Source organism: Pseudomonas sp. BN607, from assembly GCF_029871175.1.
Classification (GTDB): Bacteria; Pseudomonadota; Gammaproteobacteria; order Pseudomonadales; family Pseudomonadaceae; genus Aquipseudomonas.
The window spans coordinates 26,829-47,193 of the sequence record NZ_SSOE01000067.1; the positions used below are offsets into that span (position 1 = coordinate 26,829).

Annotated in this window: 20 protein-coding genes; 5 read left to right on the forward strand and 15 right to left on the reverse strand. The window is 63.4% G+C overall.

Annotated elements, in window-relative coordinates:
- Positions 1 to 164: 164 nt before the first annotated feature.
- Positions 165 to 926 (reverse strand): YdcF family protein, encoded by a 762-nt coding sequence (locus E8E68_RS25005; protein ID WP_280345882.1) that lies wholly within the window; start codon positions 924 to 926, stop codon positions 165 to 167.
- Positions 927 to 1,062: 136 nt separating this feature from the next.
- A complete protein-coding gene (locus tag E8E68_RS25010) occupies positions 1,063 to 1,377 on the reverse strand; it encodes a hypothetical protein (RefSeq protein WP_110746037.1) in 315 nt (104 codons plus the stop codon).
- 227 nt (positions 1,378 to 1,604) lie between these two features.
- Here E8E68_RS25010 and leuS point away from each other — a divergent pair, with 227 nt between their 5' ends.
- The 5 genes from leuS (at position 1,605) to E8E68_RS25035 (ending at position 7,620) form a co-directional block, all read left to right on the forward strand.
- Positions 1,605 to 4,211 (forward strand): leucine--tRNA ligase, encoded by a 2,607-nt coding sequence (gene leuS / locus E8E68_RS25015; protein ID WP_266029271.1) that lies wholly within the window; start codon positions 1,605 to 1,607, stop codon positions 4,209 to 4,211.
- Positions 4,212 to 4,272: 61 nt separating this feature from the next.
- On the forward strand, positions 4,273 to 4,878 hold the full coding sequence (gene lptE / locus E8E68_RS25020) for an LPS assembly lipoprotein LptE (RefSeq protein ID WP_266029272.1): 606 nt from the start codon (positions 4,273 to 4,275) through the stop codon (positions 4,876 to 4,878).
- A 39-nt stretch (positions 4,879 to 4,917) separates the two neighbouring features.
- Positions 4,918 to 5,955: a DNA polymerase III subunit delta gene (gene holA, locus E8E68_RS25025; RefSeq protein ID WP_266029273.1), complete on the forward strand. Its 1,038-nt coding sequence runs from the start codon at positions 4,918 to 4,920 to the stop codon at positions 5,953 to 5,955.
- Positions 5,956 to 6,078: 123 nt separating this feature from the next.
- Positions 6,079 to 6,243, forward strand: a complete 165-nt coding sequence (arfA, locus tag E8E68_RS25030; protein WP_003257578.1) for an alternative ribosome rescue factor ArfA — start codon at positions 6,079 to 6,081, stop codon at positions 6,241 to 6,243.
- Positions 6,244 to 6,303: 60 nt separating this feature from the next.
- Entirely contained in the window at positions 6,304 to 7,620 is a 1,317-nt protein-coding gene (locus tag E8E68_RS25035) for a lytic murein transglycosylase (protein WP_266029274.1), read from the forward strand.
- Between the two features lie 118 nt (positions 7,621 to 7,738).
- Here the strand turns inward: E8E68_RS25035 and E8E68_RS25040 are convergent, their stop codons facing one another.
- The 13 genes from E8E68_RS25040 to E8E68_RS25100 form a co-directional block, all read right to left on the reverse strand.
- Positions 7,739 to 8,677, reverse strand: coding sequence for an LD-carboxypeptidase (locus E8E68_RS25040; RefSeq protein ID WP_280345889.1), 939 nt, complete (start codon positions 8,675 to 8,677; stop codon positions 7,739 to 7,741).
- A gap of 110 nt (positions 8,678 to 8,787) precedes the next feature.
- Positions 8,788 to 9,804 (reverse strand): lipoyl synthase, encoded by a 1,017-nt coding sequence (gene lipA, locus E8E68_RS25045; RefSeq protein WP_003249742.1) that lies wholly within the window; start codon positions 9,802 to 9,804, stop codon positions 8,788 to 8,790.
- Between the two features lie 2 nt (positions 9,805 to 9,806).
- Entirely contained in the window at positions 9,807 to 10,454 is a 648-nt protein-coding gene (lipB, locus tag E8E68_RS25050) for a lipoyl(octanoyl) transferase LipB (RefSeq protein ID WP_266029276.1), read from the reverse strand.
- Positions 10,454 to 10,729 (reverse strand): DUF493 domain-containing protein, encoded by a 276-nt coding sequence (locus tag E8E68_RS25055; protein ID WP_110746030.1) that lies wholly within the window; start codon positions 10,727 to 10,729, stop codon positions 10,454 to 10,456. The genes lipB and E8E68_RS25055 overlap by 1 nt, the downstream gene beginning before the upstream one ends.
- A 73-nt stretch (positions 10,730 to 10,802) precedes the next feature.
- A complete protein-coding gene (locus E8E68_RS25060) occupies positions 10,803 to 11,963 on the reverse strand; it encodes a D-alanyl-D-alanine carboxypeptidase family protein (RefSeq protein ID WP_266029277.1) in 1,161 nt (386 codons plus the stop codon).
- Positions 11,964 to 12,181: 218 nt separating this feature from the next.
- A complete protein-coding gene (locus tag E8E68_RS25065) occupies positions 12,182 to 13,183 on the reverse strand; it encodes a septal ring lytic transglycosylase RlpA family protein (RefSeq protein WP_110746028.1) in 1,002 nt (333 codons plus the stop codon).
- Positions 13,183 to 14,193 carry a lytic murein transglycosylase B gene (gene mltB / locus E8E68_RS25070; protein ID WP_266029279.1) on the reverse strand — a complete coding sequence of 337 codons (1,011 nt, stop codon included), beginning with the start codon at positions 14,191 to 14,193 and terminating at the stop codon, positions 13,183 to 13,185. Before mltB ends, E8E68_RS25065 begins: the two co-directional genes overlap by 1 nt.
- 17 nt (positions 14,194 to 14,210) lie before the next feature.
- Positions 14,211 to 15,314: a rod shape-determining protein RodA gene (rodA, locus tag E8E68_RS25075; RefSeq protein ID WP_009685828.1), complete on the reverse strand. Its 1,104-nt coding sequence runs from the start codon at positions 15,312 to 15,314 to the stop codon at positions 14,211 to 14,213.
- A 38-nt stretch (positions 15,315 to 15,352) separates the two neighbouring features.
- Entirely contained in the window at positions 15,353 to 17,242 is a 1,890-nt protein-coding gene (gene mrdA / locus E8E68_RS25080) for a penicillin-binding protein 2 (RefSeq protein ID WP_266029280.1), read from the reverse strand.
- 16 nt (positions 17,243 to 17,258) lie between these two features.
- Positions 17,259 to 17,726 (reverse strand): 23S rRNA (pseudouridine(1915)-N(3))-methyltransferase RlmH, encoded by a 468-nt coding sequence (gene rlmH / locus E8E68_RS25085; protein ID WP_003249722.1) that lies wholly within the window; start codon positions 17,724 to 17,726, stop codon positions 17,259 to 17,261.
- Positions 17,727 to 17,736: 10 nt separating this feature from the next.
- Positions 17,737 to 18,156, reverse strand: a complete 420-nt coding sequence (rsfS, locus tag E8E68_RS25090; protein WP_003249719.1) for a ribosome silencing factor — start codon at positions 18,154 to 18,156, stop codon at positions 17,737 to 17,739.
- A gap of 43 nt (positions 18,157 to 18,199) precedes the next feature.
- Positions 18,200 to 18,859: a nicotinate-nucleotide adenylyltransferase gene (nadD, locus tag E8E68_RS25095; RefSeq protein ID WP_110746026.1), complete on the reverse strand. Its 660-nt coding sequence runs from the start codon at positions 18,857 to 18,859 to the stop codon at positions 18,200 to 18,202.
- A gap of 1 nt (position 18,860) precedes the next feature.
- Positions 18,861 to 20,132, reverse strand: coding sequence for a glutamate-5-semialdehyde dehydrogenase (locus tag E8E68_RS25100; protein WP_280345902.1), 1,272 nt, complete (start codon positions 20,130 to 20,132; stop codon positions 18,861 to 18,863).
- Positions 20,133 to 20,365: the final 233 nt, after the last annotated feature.

Here is a 20,365-nt window from a genome sequence, read left to right on the forward strand (position 1 = left end):
GTGTTGGATTCTTCGCGGGGCAAGCCCGCTCCCACAGCTACCCCGCAGGCTTGAGGCTGATGCAGCACCTGGGGAAACGACCTGCTTGCTCAATTTCTAGAAGCTAGCGCGCACCCTGTGGGAGCACCTTGGGTCGTGACTGGGCCGCAAAGCGGCCCTGGGAATCAATAGAACAGCCAGTACCCCACCAACCCCGCTACCTCATTCAGCAACTGCCCGCTCTGCCACATGGCCCGGCTCTCTGGCAGCAACCCGCCAAACGGCCTGGCATGCTCGCGTCCGAGGAACCCAACCGGCGCCGGCACCACCTCGAACCCCGCCAGCTCAAAGCTCCAGCGCGAACGCTGCATGTGCCAGGCCTGGGTGACCACCACCACCCGGCGAATCCCCGCCGGCTGCAGCAGCTTGGCCGTCAGCTGGGCATTCTCCCAAGTCGTGCGGCTGGCCTCCTCGCGCCACTTCACCTGAACAGCAAAATCCTCATGCAGGCGATCAGCCATCAACTGCGCCTCGCTCGGCGGAGTGCCATAGTGCAGCCCACCGCTGGTCAGCACCGGCAACCCTGAAGCCTTGGCCAGTCGCGCGGCAAAGCGCATGCGCTCCAGCGCCGTGGCGGTGGGCTGGTCACTACCACCCCAGGCCGGGTCACCACGCTCGCGCCCCGCACCCAGCACCACGATGGCATCCGCGCGGCTCGCCAGCCCCGCCCAGTCGCTGACAGCCAACGGCGGCTCGGTCTCCAGCACCCGGGCGGTTTCCTGCACCACCAGCGGCAGGCTCATGAGCCACAGGCCTCCCAGCCCCAGGGCAAAGCACAGCGCCGCCAGCCGTGGCCGCCGCGCACGCAACCACCACGCGGCAAGCAGCAGCAAGAACAGGATGCCCGGCGGCATCAACCATTGTTTCAGGAAGAATCGAATCGGCATTGGCCACAGCTCCTTGGCAGGCGTGCAGCCTAGAGGGATCGACGCCGGTCAACAAGGGTTTGACCGGCGCCAATCGTGAGCTGTGATGATATTGAAGAACCGGCGCGCGATGGCCTGCGCCTGGCATCCTGAACGGCTAGCGATGTGGCAGCGTCCTGGATCTCGCCGTGCTGGCGGGGCGTTTCTTGTCCTTGAGCCAGATGATCTTGGCTGATGTCGGCTCCGCTTGTGGGTAACTGCCGACAGCGACATTCTGGCGCTCCGGAAGTGAATCCAGGTAGGCCTTGATCACTTCGAACTCTGCGTGGCTCAACCCACGCAACTCCAGCTCGGCTGGCATCTCGTCGCGCAATCGCACCGAGGTCCTGGCCGTTTCCAGTGCCAGGCCGAGCCGGTCGATCAGGCGCTCGTAAAGCTCCGGTCTGATTACGGGTAGCTGCGTCTCTCCCATCCGTTCACCTCATTGAAGATAAGAATATCTCCCCCCACACCTGAGCTTAGCGTCGATGCAAAAAGCAGCCGCGTGCCGCGACCAGCGGCCATTCGCAACGAAGGTTTCCCACGATGCGCGGCGCTGCTGTATGCTACGGCGTTCACTCTAAACGACACCGGAGTGCCGGACGCAGCGAGGTTCCGCTGCCTGGAACAAGGTCTCTTCCCTCTCAGCAAAAAGTAGCCATGCACGAACAATACACGCCCCGTGATATCGAAGCCGCCGCCCAGAACTTCTGGGACGAGCAACAATCGTTCGCTGTTACCGAACAGCCAGGCAAAGACACCTACTATTGCCTGTCGATGTTCCCGTACCCGAGCGGCAAGCTACACATGGGCCACGTGCGCAACTACACCATCGGTGACGTGATTGCCCGCTATCAGCGCATGCTGGGCAAGAACGTACTGCAGCCGATGGGCTGGGACGCTTTCGGCATGCCCGCGGAAAACGCGGCGATGAAGAACAACGTCGCCCCGGCCAAGTGGACGTACGAAAACATCGACTACATGAAGACCCAGCTCAAGAGCCTGGGCCTTGCCATCGACTGGGCACGTGAAGTCACCACCTGCAAGCCCGACTACTATCGCTGGGAGCAGTGGCTGTTCACCCGCCTGTTCGAGAAAGGCATTATCTACCGCAAGAACGGTACGGTGAACTGGGACCCGGCGGACCAGACCGTACTGGCCAACGAACAGGTCATCGACGGCCGTGGCTGGCGTTCGGGCGCGCTGATCGAGAAGCGCGAAATCCCGATGTACTACTTCCGCATCACCGATTACGCCGACGAGCTGCTGGAAAGCCTCGACGAGCTGCCGGGCTGGCCTGAGCAGGTCAAGACCATGCAGCGCAACTGGATCGGCAAGTCGCGCGGCATGGAAGTCCAGTTCCCGTACGACCAGGCCAGCATCGGCCACGAAGGCACCCTCAAGGTCTTCACCACCCGTCCCGACACGCTCATGGGCGCCACCTACGTCGCCGTCGCCGCCGAGCACCCGCTGGCCACCCAGGCCGCCCAGGGCAACCCGGCGCTGCAGGCGTTCATCGACGAGTGCAAGAGCGGCAGCGTCGCCGAAGCCGACATGGCCACCCAAGAGAAGAAGGGCATGGCCACTTCCCTGCTGGTGGAACACCCACTGACCGGCGAGAAGCTGCCGGTCTGGGTCGCCAACTACGTGCTGATGCACTACGGCGATGGCGCCGTGATGGCAGTACCCGCCCACGACGAGCGCGACTTCGAGTTCGCCCACAAGTACAACCTGCCGGTCAAGGCCGTGGTGCGCACCAGCGCTGGCGATGAAGTCGGCAGCGAGTGGCAGGACGCCTACGGCGAGCACGGGCAGCTGATCAACTCCGCCGAGTTCGACGGCCTGGATTTCGCCGGCGCCTTCGACGCCATCGAAGCAGCCCTGATCCGCAAGGAACTGGGCAAATCGCGCACCCAGTTCCGCCTGCGTGACTGGGGCATCAGCCGCCAGCGCTACTGGGGCTGCCCGATCCCGATCATCCACTGCCCGTCCTGCGGCGACGTGCCGGTGCCGGAAGACCAGCTGCCGGTTACCCTGCCAGAAAACGTGGTGCCAGATGGCGCTGGTTCGCCACTGGCGCGCATGCCGGAATTCTACGCATGCAGCTGCCCGAAATGCGGCACTGCGGCCAAGCGCGAAACCGACACCATGGACACTTTCGTCGAGTCGTCCTGGTACTTCGCCCGCTACGCTTCGCCGAACTACGAAGGTGGCATGGTCGACCCGAAAGCGGCCAACCACTGGCTGCCGGTCGACCAGTACATCGGTGGTATCGAACACGCCATCCTGCACCTGCTGTACGCGCGCTTCTTCCACAAACTGATGCGTGACGAAGGTCTGGTCACCTCCAACGAGCCGTTCAAGAACCTGCTGACCCAGGGCATGGTGGTCGCCGAAACCTACTACCGTGTAGCCAGCAACGGCGGCAAGGACTGGTTCAACCCGGCCGATGTCGAAATCGAGCGCGATGCCAAGGCCAAGATCATTGGTGCCCGCCTGAAGACCGACGGCCTGCCGGTGGAAATCGGCGGCACCGAGAAGATGTCGAAGTCCAAGAACAACGGCGTCGACCCGCAGTCGATGATCGACCAGTACGGTGCCGACACCTGCCGTCTGTTCATGATGTTCGCCTCGCCACCTGACGCGAGCCTGGAGTGGTCCGACTCCGGCGTCGAAGGCGCGAGCCGCTTCCTGCGCCGCGTCTGGCGCCTGGCCCAGGCCCATGTTGCCCAAGGCCTGCCGGGCCAGCTGGATGTCGCCGCCCTGGACGACGCGCAGAAGGTCATCCGCCGCGCTATCCACGCAGCCATCAAGCAAGCCAGTACCGATGTCGGCCAGTTCCACAAGTTCAACACCGCCATCGCCCAGGTGATGACCGTGATGAACGTGCTGGAAAAGGCTCCACAAGCCACTGCACAGGACCGCGCCCTGCTGCAGGAAGGCCTGGAGGCCGTGACCCTGCTGCTGGCGCCGATCACTCCGCACATCTCTCACGAGCTGTGGCAGCAACTGGGCCACCAGCAGGCCGTGATCGACGCCGCCTGGCCGGCTGTCGACGAAGCCGCCCTCGTGCAGGACACCGTCACCCTGGTGGTGCAGGTCAACGGCAAGCTGCGTGGCCAGGTCGAAATGCCGGCCGCCGCCAGCCGTGAAGAAATCGAAGCCGCCGCGCGCAGCAACGAGAATGTCCTGCGCTTCATCGATGGCCTGACCATCCGCAAGGTCATCGTGGTGCCGGGCAAGCTGGTCAACATCGTCGCCAACTGATGGCAACGCCCGCCCGCAGCCAATGCGGGCGGGCGGAACAGGCCCACAAGGGAGCAACAACATGATCAAACGCAATTTGCTGGTAATCGGCCTGGCGGTCATGCTCAGCGCCTGCGGTTTCCAGCTGCGCGGCACCGGCTCCACCGAGCTGAGCGTGAAGGAAATGGACGTCAGCGCACGCAACGCCTACGGCCCGACCGTGGTTCAGCTGCGCGAAGTACTGGAGCGTAGCGGCGTCAACGTGCACGCCGGCGCACCTTACCGTCTGGTGCTGACCAACGAGCAGGAGCGCGAGCGCTCGGCTACCTACAGCAGTGGCAACCGTACCGCCGAGTACGAGCTGACCACAGTGCTGGACTACAGCATCCAGGGCCTGAACAACCTGGAGCTGATGAGCGACAAGCTTGAAGTGCGCAAGATCTACCTGCGTGACGGCTCGAACATCACCGGTTCCGAGCAGGAAGCTAGCCGTGCGCGTGAAGAAATGCGCCGCGACCTGGTCAATGCCATGGTCGTGCGCCTGCAGATGCTGAGCCCCTCTCAGCTGGATGAGCTGCAGCGTAAAGCCGACGAGCGTGCCAAGGCCGAAGCCGACGCGCTGGAGGCTGCGCGCCGCCAGCAGGCCGAAACGCCTCAGCAGTCGCCACTGGAAGTTCCGGGCAACTAAGCCCGAGCGGGGCGCCCTTGGGCGCCCCGCCTGCTCCCCATGAAGCTCGCCCCCGCCCAACTCAACAAGCACCTGCAAGGCGCCCTGGCCCCTGTCTACGTGGTCAGCGGCGACGACCCGCTGCTGTGCCAGGAAGCCGCTGACGCCATTCGCAATGCCGCGCGCCAGCAAGGTTTTGACGAACGCCAGGTATTCAGTGCCGACGCCAACTTCGACTGGGGCACCCTGCTCCAGGCGGGCGCCAGCCTGTCGCTGTTCGCCCAGCGCCGCCTGCTGGAACTGCGCCTGCCCTCCGGCAAGCCCGGCGACAAGGGCGCCGCTGCGCTGATGGAATACTGCGCCAACCCTGCCGAAGACACCCTGCTGCTGGTCAGCCTGCCCAAGCTCGACGGCAGTGCACAGAAGACCAAGTGGGGCAAGTCGTTGATCGAAGGCGCCCATTGCCAGTTCATCCAGATTTGGCCGGTGGACGCGCAGCAGCTACCACAGTGGATCAACCAGCGCCTGCAACAGGCTGGCCTGTCCGCGCAACGTGACGCCGTCGACCTGATTGCTGCACGTGTGGAAGGCAACCTGCTGGCTGCCGCGCAGGAAATCGAAAAGCTCAAGCTGCTGGCCGAAGGCAGCCAGATTACCGTGGAAACCGTACAGGCCGCTGTCGCCGACAGCGCCCGTTTCGATGTCTTCGGCCTGGTCGACGCCATTCTGAACGGCGAAGCGGCGCACGCCCTGCGTATGCTTGAAGGTTTGCGCGGTGAAGGTGTGGAGCCGCCCGTCATCCTCTGGGCCTTGGCCCGCGAGCTGCGCCAGCTGGCGGGGCTAGCCCAGCAGTTCAGCCAAGGCGTGCCCCTGGACAAAGCGTTCAGCCAGGCCCGCCCGCCCATCTGGGACAAACGCCGACCGCTGGTCAGCAAGGCCCTGCAGCGCCTCTCGGCCCAGCGCTGGGCGCAACTGCTACAGGATGCCCAGCGCATCGATGCGCAGATCAAAGGGCAGGCAGAAGGTTCGCCCTGGGTTGGCCTGGCGCGGCTGTCGCTGTTGATGGCTGGCCAGCGCCTGGCCCTTCCTCCCGAGTAACTGGGGCACGCTCCACAGGGTTACCAAGCGCAGGATCTCGATCTATAAACACAATCAATTGGCTCCCCGGCAGCCCAAGCCCTACAGTGCGCCCCGAACCCCACCCAACCCGGGAACACCGCCATGAGCAAAAAGCCGAAAAAGCACGGCCCCAACAAGGCCAAGTCGATCATCGCCCAACCGCTGTTCCGCTGCCGCCAGGAACAGCCGAACAAGGGCAAAGGCAGCTACCGCCGCGAAGCCTTCCAATCGAGAGATTGGGAGGCTTCTTACTTTTTGGCTGCATGAAAGCATCGCAAGCGCAGGCATGGTATGGTCTTCATCTGACCTGCAATTCTGGATCTGTGCATGCTCTTCCGTCTTCTCCCCCGTTGGGAAACCCGCCAGCTGATCGCCGCCTCCAGCTTCATCCTGCTGGTTGCCTGCGCGGAAAAACCCACTGCCGCCGACGCGCTGCCGCTGGCCCCAGCCCAACCCGCTCCAGTGGTGACCGTGCCCGGCACAACGCCCGACGTCAGCACTGAAATCCAGCCTCTGCAAACCTTCGCGCAATGGCAGGCAGGCTTCCGTCAGCAGGCTCTCCAAGCCGGTATTTCGCCGAGTACCTTCGACCGCGCGTTCCTTGGTGTCACTCCAGACCTGGACGTGATCAAGGCCGACCGCAGCCAGCCGGAGTTCACCCGCCCGGTGTGGGAATACCTTGAAGGTGCACTTTCGCCGCTACGCGTGCGCAACGGCAAAAAACTGCTGGAGCAGAATGCCGAGTTGCTGACAAGCCTTGAGCAACGCTATGGCGTCGACCGCCAGGTGCTGGTCGCGGTATGGGGCATGGAAAGTAACTTCGGCCAGTTCCAGGGCAACAAGTCGGTGATCCGCTCGCTGGCGACCCTGGCCTACGAAGGCCGCCGCCCGCAATTCGCCCAGGACCAGCTGATCGCGGCCCTGCAGATCATCCAGCATGGCGACATCCAGCCAGAGGCCATGCGTGGCTCGTGGGCCGGCGCCATGGGCCAGACCCAGTTCATCCCGACCACCTATAACACCCATGCCGTGGACTTTGACGGCGATGGTCGCCGCGATATCTGGAACAGTACCCCGGACGCCCTGGCGTCGACTGCCCACTACCTGCAGAGCTCGGGCTGGAAGCGTGGTCAGCCATGGGGCTTCGAGGTACAAGTGCCCGCTGGGTTCGATTTCTGGCAAGCCGATGGGGCACTGCGCAAACCGGTCAGCGAATGGCTGGCGATGGGTGTGAAGCTGCCTGCAGGTACTCAGCTGCCGCCGGGTAGCAATCAGCTGCCTGCCGCCCTGCTGTTGCCAGCGGGCGCCCGAGGCCCGGCGTTCCTGGTGCTGGACAACTTCCGCGCCATCCTCAAGTACAACAACTCATCGTCCTATGCCCTGGCCGTCAGCCTGTTGGGAGACCGCTTCAGTGGCTGGGGCTTCATCGCCGGCAGCTGGCCCAAGGAAGACCTGCCGCTCAGCCGCAGCGAGCGTATGGAGTTGCAGAACTTGTTGAACAGCCGCGGCCATGAGGCGGGTAATGCCGATGGCATTATCGGTGCCAATACCCGCAAGGCCATCCGCAATGCCCAGCAGGGTCTGGGCTGGCCGGCCGATGGCTACCCAACCCACAAGCTGCTCGAGAGCCTGCGTAGCCAATAAGAATGCCGGGGGGGCGCGTTGCGCCCCTTTCGCGACACAAGGCCCTTCCCACCTAAGAATGCGATCTGCTGCGCAAGCGGCCTTGCGTCGTGATGGGCTGCAAAGCAGCCCGGGTACCTCAAGCCTTGAACAGATCCTGCTCCAGCACCAGGCTCTGCTGAACACTGTCCAGCCTTACCCGAGCCCCCAACGGCAGGCACACATTCGGGTCGCAGTGCCCACTGCGCCACCCCGCCAGCACCGGCACCCCCAGCGGCGCGAAGATATCTTTCAGCAACGGCGCCAAAGCCGCCGTGGTAATACCGGCAAAGTCCCCCACCAGTACGCCCTTCACGCCCTCCAGCTTGCCGGCCAGGCGCAATTGGGTCAGCAGCCGGTCCACCCGGTACAACGGCTCGTTGACGTCCTCGATGAACAGGATGCAGCCTTGGGTATCCAGCTCGGCCGGCGTCCCCATGGTCGCACCCAGCATCGACAGGTTGCCACCGAGCAGCGGGCCGCTGGCCACGCCCGGTAATACACTGCTCAAGGCATAGTCCGCCGGGTGCACGATCTGCTCGCCCGCGCGCACATGCCCCCCCAGCTGCGCCAGCAGCGACGACTCCGTCGGTGGCAACTTGGCCCCTAGCAGATCCGCATTGAGCATCCCGCCATGGAAGGTGAGTAACCCGGCGTGCCGGTAAATCGCCGCGTGCAACGCAGTGATGTCGCTATAGCCGATCAGCGGCTTGGGGTTGCGCCGGATCAGCGCGAAGTCGAGCTGATCGAGCAGGCGCATGCTGCCATAGCCGCCACGCATGCACAGGATGGCGTCGATGGCCGGCTCGGCAAAGGCATCATGCAGGTCCCGCAGGCGCTGCTGGTCTGGCCCCGCCAGGTAGCCCTGGGCCTGCAGGGCGCCTGGGTAAATCCGGCAACGGTAGCCACGGTCAGCGAACCACTGGCTTACCTTGTGCGTGTCCAGCCGCGCCGAGCCTGCCGGCGCAATGATCGCGAAGCAGGCATCCTTCGGGATCGCCCTGGGCAAAAGTACGTGAACAGTATCGACACAATTCATCATGCAGCTCCAGACTTCTTCTCGCTCGTAGCTTATGGCTTGTGGCCCGCAAAAAAAAATGCCGATGCTGCCTTTTCGGCAAGCATCGGCATTTGTGCTTCAGCCCAGGCTCAGAGCTTGATCTTGGCTTCGTGCGCCTGCTGGTCGGCGTGGTACGAAGAACGTACCAGAGGGCCCGATGCGACGTTCTTGAAGCCCATCTTGTAACCTTCCTCGGCGAACCAGGCGAAGGTGTCGGGGTGGACAAATCGCTGCACCGGCAGGTGGCTGCGCGAAGGCTGCAGGTACTGGCCGAGGGTGAGCATGTCGATGTCATGCTCACGCATGCGGTGCATCACTTCGATCACTTCCTCGTCGGTTTCGCCCAGGCCGAGCATCAGGCCCGACTTGGTGGGCACATGCGGTACCAGCTGCTTGAATTTCTGCAGCAGGTCCAGCGACCAGTCGTAGTCCGACCCCGGGCGCGCAGCCTTGTACAGGCGCGGTACGGTCTCAAGGTTGTGGTTGAACACATCCGGCGGCTCTTGCGCGGTAATTTCCAGCGCAACGTCCATACGGCCACGGTAATCCGGCACCAGGGTTTCCAGCTGGACACCAGGCGACAGCGCGCGGATTTCGCGGATGCAGTCGGCAAAGTGCTGGGCGCCGCCGTCGCGCAAGTCATCGCGGTCCACCGAAGTGATCACCACATACTTCAGGCGCAGGTCGGCGATGGCGACCGCCAGGTTTTTCGGCTCGTCCAGATCCAGCGGCTTCGGCCGGCCATGGCCAACGTCGCAGAATGGGCAACGACGGGTACAGATGTCACCCATGATCATGAAAGTGGCAGTACCACCAGAGAAACACTCGCCCAGGTTCGGGCAGGATGCCTCTTCGCAAACGCTGTGCAGCTTGTGCTTGCGCAGCAACTGCTTGATACGGTCGACCTCGGGCGATACCGGGATACGCACGCGGATCCAGTCGGGCTTTTTCGGCAGCTCGTCTGTAGGGATGATCTTTACCGGGATGCGCGCGACCTTGTCGGCGCCACGCAGCTTGACCCCAGCTTCCACCTTCTTTGGCGCTGGGCGCGGGGTGGCATCCTGGGTGGGTATCAGGTTCGGCACGGCTTCTTGCACAGTTGTCATATTCAGTCGATTCCGCCCGTGAGGGTCGTCTGCTCAGCGTAGTCGAGGTGCTTGACCAGCTGTCCGCGCAGCCTTGTCCTGACCTCGTCGAGTTCGATCGGGCCTGCCAGGTCACGCAGCTGGGTCATCGCCAGCCCCGCATAACCGCAGGGGTTGATTCGGCGGAATGGCGCAAGGTCCATGTCCACGTTCAGGGCAAGGCCGTGGAACGAACGGCCATTGCGAATTCGCAGGCCGAGGGAGGCGATTTTCGCTCCATCGACATAGACGCCTGGGGCGTCGGGCTTGGCAGAAGCCTGCACGGCGTAGCTGCTGAGCAGATCAACGAGGCTCTGCTCGATACGGCTGACCAGCTCACGCACGCCAAAGCCCAGACGGCGTACATCCAGCAGCAGGTAGGCCACCAGCTGCCCGGGGCCATGGTAGGTCACCTGGCCGCCGCGGTCGGTCTGCACCACCGGGATGTCGCCCGGCACCAGCAGGTGCTCGGCCTTGCCGGCCTGGCCCTGGGTGAAGACTGCGGGGTGCTCGACCAGCCAGACTTCATCCTGGCTGTCCGGGGTGCGCTGCTCGGTAAAGCGACGCATGGCCTCCAGCACCGGTTCGTACGGCTGTAGGCCAAGCTCGCGAAAACCGAGGCAGGCGGACATCAAAGCACCATTTTCACGATGCCGGTAGCACGCAGGGCGCTATTGATATCGTGCAGCTGGTTCTCGCTTTCGGCAACAATGTGCAATTGCACCGTGGTGTACTTGCCTTCCTTGCTCTGGCGTTCGGCCAGGGTGGAAATGTCGACCTTGGCGTGCTTGCTGAGGATCTCGATCACCGTGTCCTTGAAGCCGACAACGGTATCGCCGATTACCTTGATCGGGTAATCGGCGCAGGGGAATTCGATCTTGTGCGACTTTACGTCTGGTTCGCTCATGGCGGAAACGGCCTCGTAAGCCGTGGCAACAACAAGGCCCCCGCCGGATCTGCGGGGGCTTGCAGGTCACGTATCAGTTGAACAAGCCATAGAAGAATAGACGGATGCTATCCCACATACGGCGGAAGAAACCACCTTCCTCGACACCATCGAGGGCGATCAGGTCGGCGCTGTGAACCACTTGCTCGTCCAGTTTGACTTCCACTTTACCGATCACGTCACCTTTGGCAATTGGTGCAGTAATTTGCGGGTTCATGGTCATCGAAGCCTGCAGGCGCTTCAATTGGCCTTTAGGCATAGTCATGGTCAGGTCGTCGGCCAGGCCCGCCTTGACGACACTGGAGGCGCCTTTCCAGACCGGTGCCTGGGTCAGCTCGGTGCCCTTCTGGTAGAAGGTCTGGGTTTCGAAGAAGCGGAAGCCATAGGTCAGCAGCTTCTGGGTCTCGGCAGCGCGCGACTGCTCGCTGTTGGTGCCGAACACCACGGCGATCAGGCGCTGGCCGTCGCGCACAGCCGAAGCCACCATGCAGTAGCCGGCTTCCTCGGTGTGGCCGGTTTTCAGGCCGTCGACCGTCTTGTCACGCCACAGCAGCAGGTTGCGGTTAGGCTGCTTGATGTTGTTCCAGAAGAACTCTTTCTGCGAGTAGATGGCGTAGTGGGCCGGGTCGACGTTGATGATCGCACGGGCCAGGATCGCCATGTCGTGGGCAGACGAGTAGTGCTCCGGGTTCGGCAGGCCGGTCGGGTTCATGAAGTGGCTATTGCTCATGCCCAAGTCGGCAGCCGTCTTGTTCATCATGTCGGCGAACGCATCTTCGCTGCCGGCGATGTGCTCGGACAGGGCGACCGAGGCGTCGTTGCCGGACTGGATGATGATGCCGTGCAGCAGGTCGCTGACCGTTACCTGGCTGCCCACCTTGATGAACATGCGCGAACCGCCGGTACGCCAGGCGTTTTCGCTGACGGTAACCGGGTCATTCTCGCCGATCTGGCCACGACGGATGTCCAGGGTGGCGATGTAGGCAGTCATCAGCTTGGTCAGGCTGGCTGGCGGCAGGCGCTCGTCACCGTTGTTCTCGACCAGCACGTTGCCGCTGGACGCGTCCATGAGTACGTAGGACTTGGCTGCCAGTTGCGGTGGTGCAGGTGTCATCTGCTCAGCCGCGAAGGCGGCAGGCGTGATCAGCAGCAGTACAGGCAGGCAAAGTCGTTTGGCAAGGTTGGTGATGTTCATCCGTCTCTCGAAAATCGCTAATGGTCTGATGTTCCCTGGGCAAGATCATGTGCCCAGCGCCAGTCAGTCTAGTTTTATGGCCGAGGGCCTGGCCCAGCAAAGTGCGGCGTTATGTCACTGCGGGCAAAAGCCGACATTGTACATGCCTGCGCCCGGCAATTCATGACAAAACCGACAGTTTGGTGCCGCCTTCTCCGCGGGCAAGCCCGCCCCCACAGTCAGTCAGCTGTGACCAGCTTGGCCTGCCCCAAGTTCGCCAGGCGAATGCTGTCTTGAGCCTGTTGTATCTCGCCTTGGCTGCCGATCGGCCCCAGACGCACCCGATGCAGGGTCTGCTGGTTGCGCACGATAGAGCTGATGAACACCGGCGCGCTGACCATGGTGCTGAGCTTGGACCGCAGCAACTCGGCGGCGTCCGGGTTGGCGAAGGCCCCCACCTGCAGGAAGCTGCCGCCGTTGCCGCCAGGTACGTTGTTGCCACCCACCTGCACCGGCACCACCGGCGCCGCATGCTGCTGTGGCGGCGGGGTCCATTGCTCGACACGACCGGTAGTGGCCGGGATCGCCTGGGTCTGCGCCACTTGCGGTTCCTTCAGCACCATCGGCGGGGTCTGGCCACGCTGGGCCCACCACTGCTGCGGGTCGATGCCCTCGACACGCACGTGCGCGGTACCGATCTCGGCATAACCGAGTTTTTTTGCCGCAGCGTAGGACAAATCGATGATGCGGTCGGAATAGAACGGGCCACGGTCGTTGACCCGCAGGATGACGCTGCGGTTATTGGCGAGGTTGGTCACCTTGACGTAGGCCGGCAGGGGCAGGGTCTTGTGAGCCGCGCTCATGCCATACAGGTCGTACAGTTCGCCGTTGGCGGTGTTCTGCCCATGGAACTTGGTGCCGTACCACGACGCGGTGCCCTCGGCGCGGTAGTTGCGCGAGTCCTGCATCGGGTAATAGGTCTTGCCCAACACCGTATACGGGTTGGCCTTGTAGTTGCCGGTGTGCACGGTCGGCGTGGCGTCGGGGATCTTGTTCACATCCACGTCCCACCACGGTGCGCCGTCCTTGTGGGCCCGGTTGATGTCCAGGCCCGGCTGGCTACGCACGACGTTGCCGCTGCTTTGCTGGGTCGGGCGATTGGAGGAGCAGCTGGCCAGCACCACGCCGACGGCGAGGCAGGTCAGCAGCTTGAAAGAGTTGCCAGAGATGATTGCGCGCATTACTTGACGCCCCGTACTTGAACCAGCTGTTCCGCAAGCTGATGCACTGCCATGGCATACATCACGCTGCGGTTGTAGCGAGTGATCGCGTAGAAGTTCTTCAGCCCCATCCAGTACTCGGGGCCACTATCGCCTTCAAGACGGAAGGCTGTAACCGGCAGATCATCGCGCAGCGAATCATGAACCGACCAGCCAAGCGCGCGCAACTCCCCGACCGTCTTGACCGGCTCGATGCCAGTGGTCAAGCCCTCGTCGGCCCGCGCACCCTCGACCCAGGCACGGCTGACCACGCCCTCCCCGGCCACCCAGCCGTGGCGCTTGAAGTAGCTGGCGACGCTGCCGATGGCATCGTCCGGGTTGTTCCAGATATTGATGTGGCCGTCGCCGTCAAAGTCCACCGCGTAGTTGCGGAAGCTGCTTGGCATGAACTGCGGCAGGCCCATGGCCCCTGCATAGGAGCCCTTGAGTGTCAGCGGATCGAGCTGCTCATCACGGGCCAGCAACAAGAACTCGCGCAGCTCCTTGCGGAAGAATTCGGCCCGCGGCGGGTAGTCGAAGCCCAGGGTCGACAGCGCATCGATCACCCGGTAATTGCCGGTATTGCGGCCAAAGAAGGTTTCGACGCCGATGATGGCGACGATGTACTGCGCCGGTACGCCGTATTCCTGCTCGGCGCGGGCCAGCACAGCCTCGTGCTGGCGCCAGAAGTCCACACCGCGGGCGATGCGCGCGTCGGTAATGAACATCGGCCGGTAGTCCTTCCACGGCTTGACCCGTTCGGCCGGACGCGAAATGGCGTCGAGGATCGACTGCTTGCGCTGTACCTCACTGAACACACCCATCAGTTGCTCAGGGGCAAAACCGTAATCGCGGCTCATTTCGCCAACGAACGCGGCCACCTGTGGCGAGCCCTGGTAATCGCCGGCATGGGCCAGCTGTACAGCGCCGAACAGGCCCACCGCGCCGATCCACGGCACACAACGGGCAGCCCAGTTACGCACTGCTTGCATGAAATTGTTCACCTTATTCAAACCTGCGCGATCCATTTGCGGTGCGTGTGGATCGACATCAGCACGCCAAACGCTGACAGCAGCGTCACCAACGATGTTCCGCCATAGCTGATGAAGGGCAGCGGCACGCCCACCACGGGCAGAAGGCCGCTGACCATTCCGATATTGACGAACACGTATACAAAGAAGGTCATGGTCAGGCTGCCTGCCAACAGCTTGCCAAACAGGGTCTGCGCCTGGGCGGTGATCATCAGGCCACGGCCGATGAGCAGCAGGTAGACGATCAGCAGCAGGCAGATGCCGACCAGGCCGAACTCCTCGCCGAGCACGGCAATGATGAAGTCGGTATGGCTTTCCGGAAGGAAGTCCAGGTGCGACTGGGTGCCGAGCAGCCAGCCCTTGCCGAACACCCCGCCCGAGCCGATCGCCGCCTTGGACTGGATGATGTTCCAGCCGGTGCCCAACGGGTCGCTTTCCGGGTCGAGAAAGGTCAGTACCCGCTGTTTCTGGTAGTCGTGCATGACGAAGAACCACATCGCCACCGCCACCGGCACCGCCGCCGCCAGCACGCTGAGGATCCAGCGCCAGCGCAGCCCGCCCATGAACAGCACGAAGGCGCCGGAGGCGAGGATCAGCAGCGCCGTACCCAGGTCGGGCTGGCGCACGATCAGGATGAACGGCACACCGATCAGCACCAGGCTGATCGCCACATGTTTCAAGTGCGGCGGCAATGTGCGCTTGGACAAGTACCAGGCAATGGTCGCCGGCATGATGATCTTCATGAACTCCGACGGCTGGAAGCGGATCACCCCGGGGATGTTGATCCAGCGCGTGGCACCCATGGCGTTATGGCCCATCACGTCCACCACCACCAGCAACAGCACCCCGGTCAGGTAGGCCAAGGGCACCCAGCGGGCCATGAAACGCGGCTCCAGCTGGGCGATGACGAACATCGACACCAGCCCGATACCGAACGACGTGGCCTGTTTGAGCAGCAGGTCCCAGTTCTTGCCACTGGCCGAATACAGCACGAACAGGCTGCCGGCTGCGAGGGTCAGCAGGATGATCAGCAAGGGGCCGTCGACATGGATGCGCTGCAGAAAGCTGGCGCGCCGACGCATCACATCCTCGCTGGAGAGCATGCGATCGAAATTGTTCATCACAGGGACGATTCCTGGGTAACGGTGGCTGGCGCGAACTCGGGCTTGAGCCGGCCGTTTTCGTCGAGCAGCCAGGCGTCCATGATCTGGCGGACCACGGGCGCCGCGACACCGGAGCCGGACTCACCGTTCTCGACCATCACCGAGACCACGATCTTCGGGTCATCGGCCGGGGCAAAGGCGACGAACAGTGCGTGGTCGCGGTGGCGCTCCTGGAGTTTGTTGCGGTCGTACTTCTCGCCCTGCTTGATCGCCACCACCTGGGCGGTACCGCTCTTGCCGGCAATGCGGTACTGGGCACCAACAGCAGCCTTGCGCGCGGTACCACGGGCGTTGTGCATCACCTGCTCCATGCCATGGGTAACCTTGGCCCAGTCTGACTTGTCACGCAGCACGATGTTTTCCATCGGGTTCTCGTCCACCGGCGGCTGGCCCTCGATGGTCTTGGCCAGATGCGGGCGGTTCCACACGCCTTTGTTGGCGATCAGTGCAGTCGCTTGGGCAAGTTGCAGCGGCGTGGCCTGCATGTAGCCCTGGCCGATGCCGAGAATCAGGGTTTCGCCAGGGAACCAGGCCTGGCGACGAGTGGCGCGCTTCCATTCGCGCGACGGCATCAACCCGGAGGATTCCTCGAACATGTCGAGGGAAACCCGCTGGCCAATGCCGAATTTGTTCATGTAGCTGGACAGCCGATCGATGCCCATCTTGTGCGCAAGATCGTAGAAGTAGGTGTCGTTGGAACGCATGATCGCGGTGTCCAGATCGACCCAGCCATCGCCGGAGCGGTTCCAGTTACGGTACTTGTGATCGTAGTTGGGCAACTGGTAGTAGCCTGGGTCGAACACCCGGCTGCCGGCATTGACCACGCCACTGTCGAGGCCGGCGATGGCCACGGCCGGCTTGATGGTCGAACCGGGCGGGTACAGCCCGCGCAACACGCGGTTGAACAGCGGCCGGTCGATCGAGTCGCGCAGCTCGGCATAGGCCTTGAAGCTGATGCCGGTGACGAACAGGTTGGGATCGAAACTTGGCTGGCTGACCATCGCCAGCACTTCACCGGTACGCGGGTCGAGCGCCACCACCGCGCCACGCCGGCCACCCAAGGCGGCTTCGGCGGCCTCCTGCAGCTTGATGTCCAGGCTCAGCACAATGTCCTTGCCCGGCTTGGGGTCGGTGCGCTTGAGCACCCGCAGCACCCTGCCACGGGCGTTGGTCTCGACTTCCTCGTAACCCACCTGACCATGCAGGGCGTCCTCGTAGAAGCGCTCGATGCCGGTCTTGCCAATGTGGTGGGTGCCGCTGTAGTTGACCGGATCAAGGGTTTTAAGCTCTTTCTCGTTGATCCGCCCCACATAACCCACCGAATGCGCAAAATGCGCACCCTGCGGGTAATGCCGCACCAACTGGGCCACCACTTCCACGCCTGGCAGGCGGAACTGGTTTACCGCGACCCGGGCGATCTGCTCTTCGTTGAGCTCGAACAGGATCGGCACCGGCTCGAACGGCCGGCGCCCCTGGCGCATGCGCTTCTCGAACAACGCCCGGTCGTCGTCGGTCAGTTCCAGCACTTCGACGATGGTGTCCAGCACTTCCTGCCAATTACCCGCACGTTCGCGGGTCATCGACAGGCTAAAGCTGGGCCGGTTGTCGGCCACGATCACACCATTACGGTCGAAGATCAGCCCGCGTGTCGGCGGAATCGGCTGCACATGCACCCGGTTGTTTTCCGACAGCGTCGAGTGGTAGTCGTACTGGATGATCTGCAAGTAGTACAGCCGCGCAATCAACACGCAGATGAGCAACATGATCGCCACTGCGCCGACCACGACGCGGTTGCGCACCAGGCGGGCGTCTTTCTCGTGGTCCTTGAGACGGATCGGCTGCGACATCGGACTGCTTACAGGCTCATTTGTGGTAAGGGTGCCCGGACAACACGGTCCAGGCGCGGTAGATCTGCTCGCCGATGAGTATCCTTACCAACGGGTGCGGCAGGGTCAGCGGCGACAGCGACCAACGTTGCTCGGCGCGCGCGCAAACCTCCGGCGCCAGGCCTTCCGGGCCCCCCACCATCAAATTTACCGTGCGCGCATCGAGCCGCCAGCGGTCCAGCTCGGTGGCCAGCTGCTCGGTACTCCACGGCTTGCCATGGACCTCGAGGGTAACGATGCGTTCCCCGGGCTGCACCTTGCTCAGCATGGCTTCGCCCTCCTGACGGATCAGGCGGGCGACATCGGCATTCTTGCCACGGGTGTTCAGCGGGATTTCCACCAGCTCCAGCGACAGCTCGGCAGGCAGGCGCTTGGCATATTCATGCCAGCCTTCCTCGACCCACTTCGGCATGCGCGAGCCGACCGCGATCAGGCGCAGACGCACAGCGCTTTCCTTATTCGCGGTCTTTGAGCTTGTCGGAGTACTCGTGGGCATGGTCCGGGCTGTGGTGCTTGCCATCGGCGGCACGGCTTTGCTCGGCACCCTGCCACAGGCGCTCCAGGTCGTAGAACTGGCGAGCAGCGGCGGTCATCATGTGCACGATGACGTCGTTCAGGTCCAGCAGTACCCAGTCGCTGTCACCCTTGCCTTCTTCGCCCAGTGGCTGGGCGCCCTTGGCCTTGACGGCTTCGCGAACCTTTTCGGCCATCGCGTTGATCTGGCGGTTGGAGGTACCGGTGGCAATGATCATGTAGTCGGTCAGGCTGTGCTTGTCGCGCACGTCGATGACCTGGATATCCTGGGCCTTGACGTCTTCCAGCGCTGCCTTGGTCACTGCGACCAGTTCTTCGCCGTAAATTTTCTGCTTGGTCATATAAAACTCGTTCAACTCGTTGGATGAGGCGCCAGAGGCACCGTCAGTTAGGCGCACGATACAGTTCGTGCGCCTCGATGTAGGCCAGTACGGCGTCCGGCACCAGGAACCTCACCGATTTGCCGCTGGCCAGCAGCTGTCGGATCTGTGTAGCCGACACCGCAAGCGGTGTCTGCCAGACGAACGAAATATTTCCCGCCGGGCCGGACATGGCGGTGGGATCGCTCTCCGAGCGCGCAGCCAGCAGGTTGCGCAGCTCGTCAGGGGGTTCTACGTCGGCATCCGGGCGTTGCAGCACCAGGATGTGACAATGTTGCAGCAGTTCTTCCCAGCGATGCCAGGCAGGCAGGCCACAGAAGGCATCCCAGCCAAGCACCAGGAACAGCTGGTCGTGGCCGGCCAGTTCGGCGCGGATCGATTCCAGCGTATCGATGGTGTACGACGGTTTGTCCCGCTCCAGCTCGCGGGCATCGACGCTCAGGCAGTCGACGCCCTGCACCGCTTGGCGAACCATGGCCAGGCGATCCAGCGCGGCGACTTGCGGGGTATCGCGGTGCGGCGGCCGGGCGTTGGGCAACAGGCGCAGCTCGTCCAGCCCCATGAACTCGGCCACTTCCAGCGCGCTGCGCAGGTGGCCGATGTGCACGGGGTCGAAGGTGCCGCCTAGAATGCCGATGCGCCGGACTACCTGGGCCTTGCTCAACTCAGCAGGACCCCTGGCCGCGCAGCTGGCCGTCGCCGATCACCACGTACTTCTCGCAGGTCAGGCCTTCCAGGCCGACCGGGCCGCGAGCATGCAGCTTGTCGGTGGAAATACCGATTTCCGCGCCGAGACCGTACTCGAAACCGTCGGCAAAGCAGGTCGGGGTGTTGAGCATGACCGACGCCGAATCGACTTCAGCCATGAATTGGCGGGCCTCACCCTGATGCTCGCTGATGATCGAGTCAGTGTGGTGCGAGCCGTAATGGTTGATGTGCTCGATCGCCTGGTCCAGGCCGTCGACGACGCGAATCGACAGGATCGCGTCGAGGTACTCGGTGTGCCAGTCGTCTTCGGTGGCGGGCTTGGCGTCGATGAACGCACGGGTGCGCTCACAGCCACGCAGCTCCACGCCTTTTTCCAGGAAGCGGCGGGCCATTTCCGGCAGGAAGCGCTCGGCAACCTGCTGGTCGACCAGCAGCGTTTCCATCGCGCCGCAGATGCCGTACCGGTAGGTCTTGGCGTTGAAGGCCACGTTCCAGGCCTTGTCCAGGTCAGCATGCTGGCTGACGTAGACGTGGCAGATACCGTCCAGATGCTTGATAACCGGTACGCGGGCGTCGCGGCTGATGCGCTCGATCAGGCCACGGCCACCGCGCGGCACGATGACATCGACGAACTCGGGCATGCTGATCAGCGCGCCCACGGCTTCGCGGTCGGTGGTCTCGACCACTTGCACCACGGCCGCCGGCAGGCCGGCCTCGGCCAGGCCACGCTGGATGCAGGTGGCAATCGCGCGATTGGAATGGATGGCTTCGGAGCCGCCACGCAGAATGGTCGCGTTACCCGACTTCAGGCACAGGCTGGCGGCATCGATGGTCACGTTCGGACGCGATTCGTAGATGATCCCGATCACCCCCAGGGGTGTACGCATCTTGCCGACCTGGATACCCGATGGGCGGTAGCTCATGTCGCGGATGGCGCCGACCGGATCCGGCAGGCTGGCCACCTGGCGCAGGCCGGTGATCATACCGTCGATGCGGGCCGGGGTCAGCGCCAGGCGGTCGAGCAGCGCCGGCTCCAGGCCATTGGCGCGGCCAGCGGCCAGGTCCAGTTCGTTGGCGGCAGTGAGCTCGGCACGCGCGGCGTCCAGCGCATCGGCGGCGGCTTGCAGGGCGCGGTTCTTTTGCGCGGTGCTGGCACGGCCGATCACCCGGGAGGCCTCACGGGCAGCGCGACCCAGGCGGGTCATGTAGTCAAGAACGGACTCAGTCATGGGTTCGGTGTCTTGGCGAAGGGGAAATCGGCTGATTATAACTGCCGCGCAGGTGTACGCCCAGCGGCGGGTGGCGGATGGTAGAAAATGGGTGTTCGCCTGGAGGTGTTTGGCGCCTGTGAGATCGAGCGCCGCCCACGCGGCGCTCGATCTCACAGACACCCAACACCCCAAGGCGAACACCTCCAGCCCCCTACCAATGAAACATATGGATACCAATCAATCCCCCTGCA

What these genes read in the sequence shown, in the direction of transcription:
- lipB (WP_266029276.1), bottom strand. Translation starts at nt 10,454, where the DNA reads ATGTCCGCCTGCCTCGGTTTTCGCGAGCTTGGCCTACAGCCGTACGAA.
- E8E68_RS25055 (WP_110746030.1), bottom strand. Translation starts at nt 10,729, where the DNA reads ATGAGCGAACCAGACGTAAAGTCGCACAAGATCGAATTCCCCTGCGCC.
- E8E68_RS25035 (WP_266029274.1), top strand. Translation starts at nt 6,304, where the DNA reads ATGCTCTTCCGTCTTCTCCCCCGTTGGGAAACCCGCCAGCTGATCGCC.
- arfA (WP_003257578.1), top strand. Translation starts at nt 6,079, where the DNA reads ATGAGCAAAAAGCCGAAAAAGCACGGCCCCAACAAGGCCAAGTCGATC.
- rodA (WP_009685828.1), bottom strand. Translation starts at nt 15,314, where the DNA reads ATGCGTCGGCGCGCCAGCTTTCTGCAGCGCATCCATGTCGACGGCCCC.
- rsfS (WP_003249719.1), bottom strand. Translation starts at nt 18,156, where the DNA reads ATGACCAAGCAGAAAATTTACGGCGAAGAACTGGTCGCAGTGACCAAG.
- E8E68_RS25100 (WP_280345902.1), bottom strand. Translation starts at nt 20,132, where the DNA reads ATGACTGAGTCCGTTCTTGACTACATGACCCGCCTGGGTCGCGCTGCC.
- mltB (WP_266029279.1), bottom strand. Translation starts at nt 14,193, where the DNA reads ATGCAAGCAGTGCGTAACTGGGCTGCCCGTTGTGTGCCGTGGATCGGC.
- E8E68_RS25060 (WP_266029277.1), bottom strand. Translation starts at nt 11,963, where the DNA reads ATGAACATCACCAACCTTGCCAAACGACTTTGCCTGCCTGTACTGCTG.
- mrdA (WP_266029280.1), bottom strand. Translation starts at nt 17,242, where the DNA reads ATGTCGCAGCCGATCCGTCTCAAGGACCACGAGAAAGACGCCCGCCTG.
- E8E68_RS25010 (WP_110746037.1), bottom strand. Translation starts at nt 1,377, where the DNA reads ATGGGAGAGACGCAGCTACCCGTAATCAGACCGGAGCTTTACGAGCGC.
- lipA (WP_003249742.1), bottom strand. Translation starts at nt 9,804, where the DNA reads ATGACAACTGTGCAAGAAGCCGTGCCGAACCTGATACCCACCCAGGAT.
- lptE (WP_266029272.1), top strand. Translation starts at nt 4,273, where the DNA reads ATGATCAAACGCAATTTGCTGGTAATCGGCCTGGCGGTCATGCTCAGC.
- E8E68_RS25065 (WP_110746028.1), bottom strand. Translation starts at nt 13,183, where the DNA reads ATGCGCGCAATCATCTCTGGCAACTCTTTCAAGCTGCTGACCTGCCTC.
- E8E68_RS25005 (WP_280345882.1), bottom strand. Translation starts at nt 926, where the DNA reads ATGCCGATTCGATTCTTCCTGAAACAATGGTTGATGCCGCCGGGCATC.
- leuS (WP_266029271.1), top strand. Translation starts at nt 1,605, where the DNA reads ATGCACGAACAATACACGCCCCGTGATATCGAAGCCGCCGCCCAGAAC.
- E8E68_RS25040 (WP_280345889.1), bottom strand. Translation starts at nt 8,677, where the DNA reads ATGAATTGTGTCGATACTGTTCACGTACTTTTGCCCAGGGCGATCCCG.
- holA (WP_266029273.1), top strand. Translation starts at nt 4,918, where the DNA reads ATGAAGCTCGCCCCCGCCCAACTCAACAAGCACCTGCAAGGCGCCCTG.